This is a genomic window from Streptomyces sp. NPDC014861 (assembly GCF_043081625.1).
Classification (GTDB): domain Bacteria; phylum Actinomycetota; class Actinomycetes; order Streptomycetales; family Streptomycetaceae; genus Streptomyces.
Genome location: NZ_JBIBWV010000008.1, coordinates 205722 through 217883, shown reverse-complemented (window position 1 = coordinate 217883; position 12162 = coordinate 205722). Strand labels below are relative to the sequence as shown.

At 72.5% G+C, this 12162-nt stretch carries 14 protein-coding genes; all 14 read left to right on the top strand.

Going from position 1 to position 12162, the window contains the following annotated elements; all coding sequences use genetic code 11:
- The first annotated feature begins 13 nt into the window (after positions 1-13).
- The 14 genes from ACF1BN_RS19200 (at position 14) to ACF1BN_RS19135 (ending at position 12138) form a co-directional block, all read left to right on the top strand.
- The gene (locus ACF1BN_RS19200) at positions 14-226 is read left to right on the top strand and encodes a hypothetical protein (protein ID WP_392332775.1); all 213 of its coding nucleotides are present in this window, start codon (positions 14-16) and stop codon (positions 224-226) included.
- Positions 227-316: 90 nt separating this feature from the next.
- Positions 317-1228, top strand: coding sequence for a hypothetical protein (locus tag ACF1BN_RS19195; RefSeq protein ID WP_392332774.1), 912 nt, complete (start codon positions 317-319; stop codon positions 1226-1228).
- 31 nt (positions 1229-1259) lie between these two features.
- Positions 1260-2465: a phage tail protein gene (locus tag ACF1BN_RS19190; protein WP_392332773.1), complete on the top strand. Its 1206-nt coding sequence runs from the start codon at positions 1260-1262 to the stop codon at positions 2463-2465.
- Positions 2462-3745: a tape-measure protein gene (locus ACF1BN_RS19185; protein ID WP_392332772.1), complete on the top strand. Its 1284-nt coding sequence runs from the start codon at positions 2462-2464 to the stop codon at positions 3743-3745. Before ACF1BN_RS19190 ends, ACF1BN_RS19185 begins: the two co-directional genes overlap by 4 nt.
- A 36-nt stretch (positions 3746-3781) precedes the next feature.
- Positions 3782-4705 carry a phage distal tail protein gene (locus ACF1BN_RS19180; RefSeq protein WP_392332771.1) on the top strand — a complete coding sequence of 308 codons (924 nt, stop codon included), beginning with the start codon at positions 3782-3784 and terminating at the stop codon, positions 4703-4705.
- Positions 4706-4818: 113 nt separating this feature from the next.
- Positions 4819-6015, top strand: coding sequence for a hypothetical protein (locus ACF1BN_RS19175; RefSeq protein WP_392332770.1), 1197 nt, complete (start codon positions 4819-4821; stop codon positions 6013-6015).
- A 34-nt stretch (positions 6016-6049) separates the two neighbouring features.
- Positions 6050-7240 carry a hypothetical protein gene (locus ACF1BN_RS19170; RefSeq protein WP_392332769.1) on the top strand — a complete coding sequence of 397 codons (1191 nt, stop codon included), beginning with the start codon at positions 6050-6052 and terminating at the stop codon, positions 7238-7240.
- 35 nt (positions 7241-7275) lie between these two features.
- On the top strand, positions 7276-8418 hold the full coding sequence (locus ACF1BN_RS19165; RefSeq protein ID WP_392332768.1) for a hypothetical protein: 1143 nt from the start codon (positions 7276-7278) through the stop codon (positions 8416-8418).
- A 10-nt stretch (positions 8419-8428) separates the two neighbouring features.
- Entirely contained in the window at positions 8429-9529 is a 1101-nt protein-coding gene (locus ACF1BN_RS19160) for a hypothetical protein (protein ID WP_392332767.1), read from the top strand.
- Entirely contained in the window at positions 9529-10170 is a 642-nt protein-coding gene (locus ACF1BN_RS19155) for a hypothetical protein (RefSeq protein WP_392332766.1), read from the top strand. The genes ACF1BN_RS19160 and ACF1BN_RS19155 overlap by 1 nt, the downstream gene beginning before the upstream one ends.
- A 25-nt stretch (positions 10171-10195) precedes the next feature.
- The gene (locus ACF1BN_RS19150; RefSeq protein ID WP_392332765.1) at positions 10196-10645 is read left to right on the top strand and encodes an ATP-binding protein; all 450 of its coding nucleotides are present in this window, start codon (positions 10196-10198) and stop codon (positions 10643-10645) included.
- Between the two features lie 74 nt (positions 10646-10719).
- On the top strand, positions 10720-11631 hold the full coding sequence (locus tag ACF1BN_RS19145) for a peptidoglycan-binding protein (RefSeq protein WP_392332764.1): 912 nt from the start codon (positions 10720-10722) through the stop codon (positions 11629-11631).
- Between the two features lie 23 nt (positions 11632-11654).
- Positions 11655-11888 (top strand): hypothetical protein, encoded by a 234-nt coding sequence (locus ACF1BN_RS19140; RefSeq protein ID WP_392332763.1) that lies wholly within the window; start codon positions 11655-11657, stop codon positions 11886-11888.
- Positions 11875-12138 carry a hypothetical protein gene (locus ACF1BN_RS19135; RefSeq protein WP_392332762.1) on the top strand — a complete coding sequence of 88 codons (264 nt, stop codon included), beginning with the start codon at positions 11875-11877 and terminating at the stop codon, positions 12136-12138. The genes ACF1BN_RS19140 and ACF1BN_RS19135 overlap by 14 nt, the downstream gene beginning before the upstream one ends.
- Positions 12139-12162: the final 24 nt, after the last annotated feature.

Below are 12162 nucleotides of genomic sequence, written 5' to 3'. Positions count from 1 at the left end.
AAGGCAGGCGTCCATGACTCAGCCGGGCGAGGCATCGCGACCGCACATCCCTCTCCAGGACCGCCTCCGCCAGCTCCTCGACGGACCCGTCGCCCTCGACAAGAGAGCCCTGCTCGGCACCCTGTACGCCGAGGTCTCCCGCCGCGAGACCGTCGCGTACGCGGCCGGCTGGAACGACGCCCTCGCGACGACCCGGGGCGGCCCCCGCCGGGACACCGACGCCTAGCCGCAGCGCACGCCCCTGCGCACGAGCCCCTGCCGGGATCGGCAGGGGCTTTTCGGCGCTTGGCCCTGACGGGCCGGAAGCGGAGCAACCATGCCAGAAACCAACGTCCCCGACCTGATCGCGGACCTCAAGATCACGGTGGTCCAGGGGCACATACGGCAGATCCTGGAGCACGCCGAAGTCCTCCGGGAGCTCTCGTTCAACTTCTCCTACCTCAAGGAGAAGGTCGAGGAGATGCACAAGGAGATCGTCAAGAACCCCGTCACGGAGTACTGGGAGGCCGCCGGCTTCGGCGGCATCGCCGCCGGCATCGAGAAGCTGTACGAGGGCGAGGGCATCGGCACGGCCATCAACTACTGGCTGTCGAACGGCGCCGGCGCCTTCGCGGCCATCGTCATCGGAGGCGTCGCCCTCTATCTCTCGGGCAAGCTCACCAACATCCAGCGCTCGATCCAGGAGTTCTTCAGTCGCGACGGCCTCATCCGGGGGTACGACGCGAACGGCGACGTCACCCGGCAGACCCGCGGAGCGATCGAGGGCCGGGAGCGCCGGGTCGCCAACGGCGGCACCAGCATCGCCGACCTCGTGGGCAACCCGGCCAACGCCCAGCAGGCCGAGACGCTGGCCAACGCGCTCGAGAAGCTGAACCCGCAGGTGGAGAGGTTCGACGCGAAGGCCCCCTCGTTCCTGAACTCCTTCAAGCGGCTGCCCAACCAGAGCAAGGCCGACAAGGCCGTGACCGTCCTCGAGACCGTGGGCGCGGCCATCAAGAAGGTCAACGCCGTGAAGCTGCGGAAGGTCGCCGAGGGCCTGGAGAAGCTCAACGACGAGCTGGGCAGGTTCCAGCCCACCAAGCTGCCCACGGACACCCAGCTCGGAAACACGGCCCAGGCGATGAACAACCTCGCCACCGAGACCGGAACCCTCCGCGACAAGTTCCGCGACCTCCGGACCACCATCGGCGGCCTCGACGACGTGATCGCCGGCGCCGGCGCCCGCTGACCCCCACCCACCCCCGAAAGGAGGTACACCCATGTCCCTCGTCAGAAACCTCAAGAACGCCTCGACCGCGCTCAACGGCTTCAGGACCCAGGCGGCGAACGCCGGCACCTCGGTCAAGAAGGTCGGCGACGCCGGGCGGTCCGCGTCCGGTCAGCTCAGGACGCTGCGTACGAACGCCCAGGGCGCCGGAACCCAGCTGAAGAACCTCAAGACCGCGTCCGACCAGGCCGAGCGGGCCATGAAGAAGGCCGGCGACACCGCGCAGTCCGCCGGCGGCAAGCTCGGCAAGTACGAATCCGGGGCCGGCAAGGCCGCCAAGGGCCAGGACAAGCTCAACAAGTCCATGAAGGGCAACTTCCTGGTCCGGCTGCTCGAACTCTTCATGCCGCTCATCGAGGCCGTCGTCGACATGGCGCTGCGCTCGAAGACCATGCAGACGGTGCTGAAGAAGGCGTTCAGCGCGATCAAGAGCGTGATCAGCTCGGTCATGAAGGCCATCGGGCCGATCATGAAGAAGGCCGGCAGCCTCATCAAGACGGTCTGGAACGGCATCAAGAGGGCCATCTCCACCGTCGTCAAGGCCGTCGCCACCGTCATCAAGACCTACGTGAAGATCTGGAAGACGGTCATCACCACGGTCATGAAGGCGATCAAGAGCGTCATCAGCACCGTGTGGAACGGGATCAAGCGCGTCATCACCCCGGTGGTGAACTGGATCAAGAGCGCGATCCCCCGGGCGTTCAGCGCCGTCAAGGACAAGATGTCGTCCATCTGGAACGGCCTCAAGGGCATCGCGTCCCGCGCCTTCGACGGCATCAAGAGCGGCGTCAAGGGTCCGATCAACGCCGTCATCGGCCTGATCAACTCCATGATCCGCGCCATCAACCGGGTCAAGGTCTCCGTCCCCGGCTGGGTCCCCGTCGTCGGCGGCAAGACCTTCGGCGTCAACATCCCGACCATCCCGATGCTCGCCACCGGCGGCGTCGTGATGCCCCGCACCGGCGGTGTCCCCGCCATCCTCGCCGAGGCCGGCGAGGCCGAGGCCGTCCTGCCGCTCTCCAAGCTCGACCGGCTCCTCGCGCTCACCGCCCGCCGCGCCCGCCAGGCGCAGGGCCAGAGCACCGGGGCGGGCGGCGGCCTCGTCATCGAGCACTACCACGCGGCCCGGGACAACAACCCGAAGGCCACCGCCGACGCGCTCATGTACCTGGTGAAGGCGCGTGGAGCCCGGGCATGAGCGGCGCCGCCCTCGCCCTGCCCCGCTTCCAGGTGGCCGTCGGCCCGATGCAGAGCCTGCGGCAGGGGACCGCCTCGGCGACCGGAGCGGCCCGGAACCTCCGGCAGGCCGCCCAGCGGGCGTCCTCCGGCGTCGGCGGACTCGTCGCCGCCGCCCGTAACGCCTCCACCGCCACCCGCGCCCTCGGCCAGAACTCCACCGCCACCCGCACCGCCCTCGACAAGCTCCGCCGCTCCCCCGCCGCCACCCGCCTCAAGCGGGTCGCCACCGCCGCCGGCAAGGCCGGCCGGGCCGCCGGGCGGATCGGCACCGCCGCCGGGGCGGTCCTCGGGCTCCTCCTGCCGCTGCTGCCCGTCGCCGATGTCATCACCGGCCTGATGGGCACCTTCGGCACCGTCATGACCATCGCCTCGGTCGCCATGACAGGCGTCAACGTCGCCATGCGGGCCAACCCGCTCGGCTTCCTCGTCGGCCTGATCGTGCCCATCGCCGCGTACCTCATCGAACTCGCCGTCAACTCCGAGACCGGACAGCGGATCATCCGCCAGGTCCTCCAGCAGGCGCTCAAGGGCTTCCAGTCCGTCTGGGCCTTCATCAGCCCCTTCATGAAGGCCCTCGGCAAGGCGATCGGCACCTACGCCAAGGCGTACCTGACCGTCTTCACCACCGCGCTGAAGATCGTCGGCTCGGCGATCGGCGGGATCGCGAGGATCGGCTCCGCCGTCCGCTCCGCGAGCAACGCCCTGAGCGGCATCGCCTCCCGCACCCTCGGCGGCATCAAGAGCGCCGTCCAGCCCGTCGTCCGCTGGATCACCGACAAGATCCCCGGCTTCTTCCGCACCGCCAAGGACGCCGTCGCCAAGGCGCTGGACGGCATCGGCGATCTGGTCCAGGGCGGCCTCAGCGCCGTCCTCGGCGTGGTCAAGGGGCCGATCAACGGCCTGATCGCCTTCGCCAACTGGATCATCGACGGGCTCAACAAGCTGAGCTTCGAGATCCCCCTCACCGGCAAGAAGTTCGGCGTCACGCTCGACAAGATCCCGATGCTCGCCGAAGGCGGCATCGTCGCGCCCCCCGAGGCCGGCGAGTACCGCATCGACGCGCTGAACGAGCTGGAGCACCGGCGCGTCCCCGCGCTCACCGAGCCGCCCGCGCGTCCGCACCGCGTCCGGGAGTTCCGCGAGCAACCGGGCGCCGGCCCCCGGGCCGCGGCGGAGGACCTGCTCTTCCTCCTGTCCGCCCACGCCCGCGCCGGCACCGAGCAGCCGGTCCTGACCTGACGACCCCGCCCACCCCCGAAGTGAGGTGACGGCCCCATGGCCGAGACCACGACCCCGTACGCCGGAAACTCCCACACCGCCGACCTCGCGCCCGGCTCGCTCATCACCCAGGACGGGCAGATGCAGTGGGCCGGGCTGCTGATCGGCCCCGGCACCCCCTTCGCCGTCGACAAGTCCGGCCTGACCGGCTGGGAGGACCTCCCCGAGTACGACTCCGCCGACGCCGACCGCCCGACCTCGCACGGCGCCTGGCCCGGCGCCCGCTACGCCAAGCCGCGCAAGACCGGCGGCACGATCGTCCTCATGCCCGAGCACGGCGGCGCCCCGGCGGCCGTGCGGGCGCTGCGCCAGGCGCTGGCCCTCCTCGACGAGGAGCGCTGGCTCGCCGTCCGGCTGCACGGCGAGACGCTCGCCGTGCGCGCCCGGATCGCCCAGCGCGTGGTCCCCGCCGACCAGGGCTTCGCCACCCAGGGCAGCTCCCGCATGTCCGTCCAGTGGCTCGCCACCGACCCGCGCCGGTACGCCGTCAACGAGCAGATCGCCACGAGCACGCCGCCGCAGCCGGAGGCCGGCCTCGTCTGGCCGCTGACCTGGCCGCTGTCCTGGGGCCAGGCCAAGAGCACCGGTGACGCCACCGTCGAGAACACCGGCTCCGCCCCCACCCACCCGGTGATCGTCTTCCGCGGCCCCTGCTCGATGCCGAGCGTCACCGAGCGCGTCAGCCGGCGCCGGCTGCGGTACGCCATCGACCTGACCGCCGGCGACGAGCTGACCGTCGACACCCGCGCGGGCACGGTCATGCTCAACAACTCCGCCTCCCGGCTGCACACGGCGATGGCCGACTCCACCCCGGAGGAGCTGTTCGTCCTGGAGCCCGGCCGCAGCGACCTCTCCTTCCGTCCGGAGGAGGGCACCGAGCAGGCCCTCATGACCGTCCGCTGGCGCAGCGCCGAGTGGTGACGTCCGCCTGACCCGGCCCGCACCCCGCGACCACCACCCCCGCCCGCCGGGCGGCGCCGCCGCGCGCCGCCCGGCGGGCGTTCCCTTCCCTCCGCTACCCCCGAGGTGACCCCATGACCGTACGAGCCGCCTGGCTCCACTCCGAAGGGCAGACCCGCGAGGACACGCGCATCACCCTCGCCGCCCTCCTCACCCCCAGCGGCCAGAGCGCCGAAGAGACCCCGCTCCGCTCCCGGGCCGGCATCGTGCCCGGCGGGTTCGGGCTGACCGGTGGCGCGCCCATGCAGGCGATCATCGGCACCGGCCGCGCGATCGTGCAGGGCAAGGACACCGCCCAGGGGGCGTACCTCGTCGCCGTCACGGCGCCGGAGCACCTGACCATCGAGGACGGCAACGCCCAGTACGACCGGATCGACCTGATCGAACTGGCCGTCGTCGACGACCCCTACGACTCCACCGGCACCACCGAGGCCGTCGTCCGCCTGGTCAAGGGCGAGCCGAGCGCGACCCCGGTCGCCCCGGCGAGCGGCCCCGGGAGCGTGCTCCCGCTGTACACGGTCAAGGTGCCGAAGGGCATCTCGGCCGGCACCGGCGGCATCGCCTGGGGCACCGCCGCCGTCACCACGCAGCACTGGCCGGTCGTCGCGCTCGGCGGCATCCTGCCGGCCAGCGGCTACAAGGGCGCCTACGTCGGCCAGTACCGGGACACCTCCGGGCTGCTCCAGCGCTGGGACGGCACCACCTGGGTCTCGTACCCGAAGGCCATCGGCGGCATCGCGCCGAGCACCACCGCCACCGGCTCCCACACCGGGCAGTTCCGCGACACCGGCTCCGGCCTCCAGCGCTGGGACGGCGCCGCCTGGCAGTACATCGAGGGCGCGTCGAAGGTGCTCTTCGGCGCGACCCAGTACCTGAGCACCCAACAGCAGACGCTCGCCGCGAACACCTGGACGCCGATCAGCCTGCCCACCGTCGAGGTCGACGACGCCCGCGCCTGGAACGGCACCACCACCTACACCGTGCCGCGCACCGGCTACTGGCGGCTCAACGGGCACGTCACCTACGCCAATGACGGCCAGACCGGCATGCGCGGCGCCCGGATCACCGTCAACGGCGTCAACCAGCCGCGGTTCACCTGGCTCAGCCCCGCGGGCAACGGCGCCGTCGTCGTCGGCGGCAGCGGACTCACCCGGCTGACCGTCGGCGACACGATCCAGCTCTCCGGCTTCCACAACCACACCGCCTCCGTCCGCACGCTCGGCGGCTCCGGCTACGGCTGCACGCTCGCCGCCGAGTGGATCCGGCCCTGACACCCGCCCACCCCTCCCCACCTCTGGAGAACCCGTGAACCTGCGCAGCAGCTGGGTCAGCACCAACGGTCAGACCCGTGAGGACACCCGCCTCACCCAGACCGGCGTCACCACCCTCGCCAACCCGGTCCAGGTCCGCTCCGGCATCCTGCCCGGCTCGTACGACGGCCGGTACCGGCTCGCCGCCTTCTGGACCTTCGGCTCCGCCCCGATGACCGCCACCGTCTCCGAGGGCCGCGCCGTCATCCAGGGCGGCATCTCCGAGGGCGCCTACCCGGTGACCCTGCCCAACTCCGAGACCCTCACCTTCGCCCCCGGCAACGCCTTCAACCGCATCGACCTGATCGTCCTCAAGATCTACGACGGCCTGTACGACGCCGAGAGCCAGCAGCGGCACGAGGCCAAGCTGGAGATCATCCAGGGCACCGCCGACGCCAACCCGCAGGTCCCCCAGATCCCGCCGCGCTGCCTGCCGCTGTACGAGGTGCTGGTGCCGGCCGGCGTCAGCGCGGGCAACGGCGGCATCCCCTGGAACACCTCGCTGAAGGACCTGCGCACCCCGGTCGTCTCCCTCGGCGGCATCCTCCCGGTCGAGGGCGAGGTCCAGGACGGCGCCTACCCGGGCCAGTACCAGGACGGCGGCGGCGCGCTCCAGCGCTGGGACGGCGGGGCCTGGGTGCCGTACCCGTCCGCGCTCGGCGGCATCGTCCCCAACTCGGCCTCCAGCACCCCCGCCAGCTACACCGGCCAGTACCGGGACTCCACCAGCGGCGTCCTCCAGCGCTGGAACGGCACGGCCTGGCTGCCGGCCGTTCCCGGCCCGTACTACACCGAGAACTACGACCAGGGCGAGACCGCCTCCGGCTCCTACGTCCACACGCTGACCGGCCGGACCACCAACCCGCTCAGGATCAGCTTCACCGCCCCGCCGTCGAGGGCGGTCGTGGCCGCGTACGGCTGCCGCACCCGCTCGCGTGACGACCTCTACTCGTACATGGCGCTGGAGCTCTCCCAGAACGGCACCGTCCTCATCGCCCCCGACGACGAGTACGGGCTCTACACCGCCAGCACCACGACGACCTCGGCCTCCAGCATGCGCCGGTTCACGAACCTGACCGCGGGCGCCACCTACACGCTCACCGCCTACTTCCGGGTCGTCCCCGCCACCCCGGCCGTCAAGGCGTTCTTCGACAACACGTACATCAAGGTCGACCCGCTGCCGTAGCCGCGCCCCCACCACCCGCCGAGAGGAGAACCCCCATGCCCGTGCGTCCCGGCTGGCTGCTGCCCAGCGGCCAGACCCGCCAGACGACCCGCCTCACCCACCTCGGGGCCGGCACCCCGGTCGACCCGCTCGTCTCCCGCTCCGGCGTCCTGCCGGGGTCCACGGACGGCAAGTACCGGGTCAGCGGCCTGTCGATGACCGGCAGCGGCCCGATGACCGCGACCGTCCATCCCGGACGGGCCCTCGTCCAGGGCCGGCCCGAACAGGGCGCGTACCCCGTCGCCCTCGACGGGGACACCGTCCTCGCCTTCGGCGACGGCGACGCGCTCCACCCCCGGATCGACCTCGTCGTCCTGCGCGTCTACGACGACGAGTTCGACAGCCTCACCCGGCACGAGGCCGTCCTGGAGATCGTCGTCGGCCAGCCGAAGGCCACCCCGGCCGCGCCGCCCGCCCCGGCCGCCTCGCTGCCGCTCTTCACGGTCCGGGTCAAGGCGGGCGCCTCCGCCGGCACCGGCGGCATCGCCTGGACCGGCGGCGACCTGACCGACCTGCGCACCACGATCACCGGCGTCGGCGGCATCCTGCCCGTCCACAACAACGCCGGCGTGCCCGGCTCCTACCCCGGCCAGTACCAGGACAACGACGTCGCCCACCAGCTCCAGCGGTGGAGCGGCACCGGCTGGGTCGCTTATCCGAAGGAGATCGGCGGCATCGCCCCCCAGAGCGCGCTCTCCGTCGGCGGCTACACCGGCCAGTACCGGGAGCACAACGGGGTCCTCCAGCGGTGGAACGGCACCGGCTGGGCGGCCTACCACCCGCCGGTGGAGGCCGAGACCACCACGACCGGCGCGGTCGCGCTCGCCAACTGGACGCTCGTCTCCTACGAGGCCCGGCGCACCCGGAGCGGACTGTGCGGCATGCAGGTCACGCTCACCCGCAGCGGCCCCCAGGTCGACGCCAACAGCGCCGGCAACATCAACGACGAGCCGCTGTGCACCCTGCCGCCCGGCTGGCGCCCCTCGCTGTCCATGGACGTGACCGCCTCCGACGGCTTCGGCGACGGCTCGGCCTGGCTCTCCACGGGCGGCCAGGTCACGCTGCGCACCTGGGTCTCGAACGGCGCCCTCGTCCCGGGCCGCAACATCCGCGTCAGCGCCACCTACATCCTTCCGTGAGGTCCGCCCCATGAGTCTCGACACTCCCTACCGGGCCGTCTTCTGCGACCTGGTGACCGACCAGACCCTCGACATCCTGCCGCTGCGGGACGTCTCCTTCGAGGACTACATCGGCCGGGCCGGCTCGCTCTCCGGCACCGTCCCCATCCCCGACCGGACCATGGCCGAACGCGCCCACAAGATCAAACCCGGCCGGACCACCGTCTACCTGGAACGCGGCGGCTTCCTCTGGTGGGGCGGCATCGTCTGGACGACCAACCTCCAGGGCAGCGACCGGGGCGTGGTGACCCTCTCCGTCCAGGCCGCCACCTTCGACTCGTACGCCGGCCGCCGCCGGATCCGCGACGAGATCAAGTACAACCAGACCGAGCAGTTCGACATCGTCCGCGACCTGTGGGACCGGCTCGGCGACGGCCTCGGGGCGAGCCGGATCGAACCCGGCGACGACATTCCCGCGCAGCCTGTGCCGCGCACCACCGCCTACCAGCTCGGCGACGAGACCGTCTACCAGGAGGCGCTGGACCAGCTCGGCGCGTACGAGGACGGCGTCGAGTACCAGATCCTCGTGTACCGCGACCCGGCCGAGGCGCGCCGGATCCGCCGGCTGCGGCTCGGCTCGCCGAAGATCCGCACCGGTGCGACGGACGTCGTCTTCGACCGGCCCGGGACGATCCTCAGCTACTCGCTCCCGGACGACGCCACCCGCGGCGGCACCACCTCGGTCGCCCGCGGCGCCTCCGCCAACAACAACGCCGCCGCCACCTCCCGCCCGACCCTGTCGGCGCAGGCCGAGGCGGAGGGCCTGCCCGACCTCTGGCCGCAGCTGGACCTGTCCACCGACTTCAACGACATCAGCGACCCGGCCACGCTCGACGCGCTGGCCCGCGCCGTCCTGAAGGAGGCCCAGGGCTCGGTGGTGATCCCCGAGCTCAGCATCCGGCTCTCCGACATCGTCCCCTCGACGCTCCTCGGCCGCACCGCCCGCGTCCGGATCACCGACGAGTGGCACCCGACGGGCCTCGACGCCCGCTACCGCATCGTCGGCGTCAAGGTCAGGCCGGCCGAGCGGGGCCGCCCCGACACCGCCGAACTCGCCCTGGAGGAAGCCTGATGGCACTGCTCCCCGAGGACATCATCGACCGGCTGATCCAGATGGAGCGCCGGCTCAACGCCCTCTCCACGGCGGTCAACGTCCGCCCGCCGCTCACCGAGCTCGTCAACGGCTCGCTCACCCTGAAGCGGCAGACCGACCCGGACGACCCGGCGACCGCCGTGCTCGTCGCCCAGCTCACCACCCCCGGCCCGGGCGGCAGCAAGCCCGTGCTGCGGGTCAACGACGCCTACGGCCACGAGGTCCTCTCCGACGACATCGTCACCGGCGGCCTCGCCCGGCCCTGGCTGCCGATGCTGCCGCCGCAGGACATGGCCTCCGCGAACTGGCCGGCGACCTCCGCCACCACCTGGACCACCATCGCCCAGTCCCAGAACCCGATCTGGCAGCCCAAGATGCGGCTGCGGATGTACACCCGGGTGTCCTCCGGGGCCTCCGGGCAGATCCGGGTGATGGTCGGCGGCGTCCAGTTCGGCCAGACCATCGCCGCCGGCACGGTCTTCGACCACACCGCGGCCGTCACCACCGCCATGCAGACCGACTTCGGCAAGGACCTGAACGTGGAGATCCACGCCATCGTCACCAGCGCCACCGGCACCGTCTACGCCAAGCCGGTGCTGATGCACGGCCGTCAGACCTGACCGCCCCACGAGAGGAGAGCACGCCATGATCCCCGACCCCACCCAGCCCTGGGGCGTCGCCATCGACTACGCGGGCCGCGGCACCGTCGCCGAGGCCGGCCACACCGTCGCCCTGCGCCTGTACGACAACACCCTCGGCGGCCCCCTGGAGCTCGACCCGACGACGGGCGAGTACCCGGCGGTGTACGTCACGGCCCAGGTCGTCGAGAGCGGCGCGGGCGGCGCCCAGCTGCGCGGCTACGGCCTCGCCATGGTCCAGCCGGTGAACGGCCGCCCCGCCGTGCCCGACCCGGCGACGGTCGTCCGGGCCGTCACGGACGCGCTGGCCGACTTCGAGACCCGCAGGGCCGCCTTCGCCACACTCTGCGCCGCCTGGATCCCGGCCCCCGAACCGGAGCCCGAGCCGGAGCCGGAGCCGGAACCGGAACCCGAGCCGGAGCCCGAGCCGCAGCCGGAGCCCGAGCCCGCTCCGTAACCCCCGCGCACCACCCCGCACGCCCGCCCCGCGCCGCCGACGGCCGGGGCCTTCGCATGTCTGGAGGACAACAGTTGGCCACTCCCCTGTCCGCGGACCGGCTCCTCGCCGCGCTCCGCGCCGAAGGCGTCACCGTCGTCGAACACCCCGGCTGGCGCACCCACCACCGCAACCACACCGGCGCCTGGGGCCCCGTCGCCGGCGTCATGATCCACCACACCGTGTCCAGCGGCTCCGCGTCCTCCGTCGCGATGTGCTCCGACGGCTACGACAGCCTGCCGGGCCCGCTCTGCCACGGCGTGATCACCAAGGACGGCACGGTGCACCTGGTCTCCGCCGGGCGCGCCAACCACGCCGGCGGCGGCGACCCGTCCGTGCTGCGGGCCGTCGTCACCGAGGCGTACGGCGACCGGCCGCCGGTCCCGCGCGAGCACCAGGGCAGCCCCGGCGCCGTGGACGGCAACTCCCGCTTCTACGGCTTCGAGTGCGTCAACCTCGGCAACGGCACCGACCCCTGGCCGGCCGCCCAGCTCGACGCGATCGAACGGGCCTCCGCCGCGCTCTGCCGGGCCCACGGCTGGGGCGCCCGGTCCGTCATCGGCCACCTGGAGTGGTCCGACTGGAAGAGCGACCCCAAGGGCTTCGGCATGCCGGGGATGCGCGACCGGGTGCAGAAGCGGCTCGGCGCCGCCCCGGCCCCGAGGCCCACCTCCCCCGCGAAGCCGGCCACCCCCCGCCACCAGCCCTTCCCCGGCACCGCCTTCTTCCGGAACAACCCCAGCTCGCCGGTGGTCACGGCGATGGGCCGCCGGCTGATGGCCGAGGGCTGCGGGCGCTACACGGTCGGCCCGGGCCCCCGCTGGTCCGAGGCCGACCGCCGGTCGTACGCCGCCTGGCAGCGCAAGCTCGGCTTCCGCGGCACCGACGCGGACGGCTGGCCCGGCGCCGCCTCGTGGAACGCCCTGAAGGTCCCGTACACGAAGTAGACGACAACGAGGAGAGTTCCCCCATGTCCGAAGCCGCGAAGCGCACGGCCCGCACCGTGCTGCAGACCGCCGTCGCCCTCGCCCTGGTCCTGCCGGCGCTCGTCGACGCCTCCGGCCTCCCCGCCACCCTGCCCTGGGTGGCCGGCGCGCTCGCCGTCGCCGGCGCCCTCACCCGGGCCATGGCCGTCCCCGCCGTCCAGCTGCTGCTGCCCTCCTGGCTGCGTACCGAACCCGGGGGTGCCGATGACCGAGGCTGATCCGAACGACCCGGTCGCGGTGGCGGTCGAACTGGAGCGGCTCCGCGGCACCCTCGAAGCCGGCTTCGCCCGCGTCGACGGCTCGCTCGCCCTGCTGGTGCAGCGCAGCGACCAGACCGACAAGCAGCTCGCCGACCACGAGGCCCGCCTCGACGACCTGGAGCGGGCCCGCTGGCCGCTCGCCTCGATCGCCGCGCTCACCGCGGGCGCCGGCGTGCTGGTCGCCGTCTGGGAGCTGGCGGGCCGCTAGCGTCCCGGAAACCCCGAAGGGCGG

Bases quoted from the DNA above. Each gene is read 5' to 3' on its own strand.
- ACF1BN_RS19200 (WP_392332775.1), top strand. From the start codon at position 14: ATGACTCAGCCGGGCGAGGCATCGCGACCGCACATCCCTCTCCAGGAC.
- ACF1BN_RS19195 (WP_392332774.1), top strand. From the start codon at position 317: ATGCCAGAAACCAACGTCCCCGACCTGATCGCGGACCTCAAGATCACG.
- ACF1BN_RS19190 (WP_392332773.1), top strand. From the start codon at position 1,260: ATGTCCCTCGTCAGAAACCTCAAGAACGCCTCGACCGCGCTCAACGGC.
- ACF1BN_RS19185 (WP_392332772.1), top strand. From the start codon at position 2,462: ATGAGCGGCGCCGCCCTCGCCCTGCCCCGCTTCCAGGTGGCCGTCGGC.
- ACF1BN_RS19180 (WP_392332771.1), top strand. From the start codon at position 3,782: ATGGCCGAGACCACGACCCCGTACGCCGGAAACTCCCACACCGCCGAC.
- ACF1BN_RS19175 (WP_392332770.1), top strand. From the start codon at position 4,819: ATGACCGTACGAGCCGCCTGGCTCCACTCCGAAGGGCAGACCCGCGAG.
- ACF1BN_RS19165 (WP_392332768.1), top strand. From the start codon at position 7,276: ATGCCCGTGCGTCCCGGCTGGCTGCTGCCCAGCGGCCAGACCCGCCAG.
- ACF1BN_RS19160 (WP_392332767.1), top strand. From the start codon at position 8,429: ATGAGTCTCGACACTCCCTACCGGGCCGTCTTCTGCGACCTGGTGACC.
- ACF1BN_RS19155 (WP_392332766.1), top strand. From the start codon at position 9,529: ATGGCACTGCTCCCCGAGGACATCATCGACCGGCTGATCCAGATGGAG.
- ACF1BN_RS19150 (WP_392332765.1), top strand. From the start codon at position 10,196: ATGATCCCCGACCCCACCCAGCCCTGGGGCGTCGCCATCGACTACGCG.
- ACF1BN_RS19140 (WP_392332763.1), top strand. From the start codon at position 11,655: ATGTCCGAAGCCGCGAAGCGCACGGCCCGCACCGTGCTGCAGACCGCC.
- ACF1BN_RS19135 (WP_392332762.1), top strand. From the start codon at position 11,875: ATGACCGAGGCTGATCCGAACGACCCGGTCGCGGTGGCGGTCGAACTG.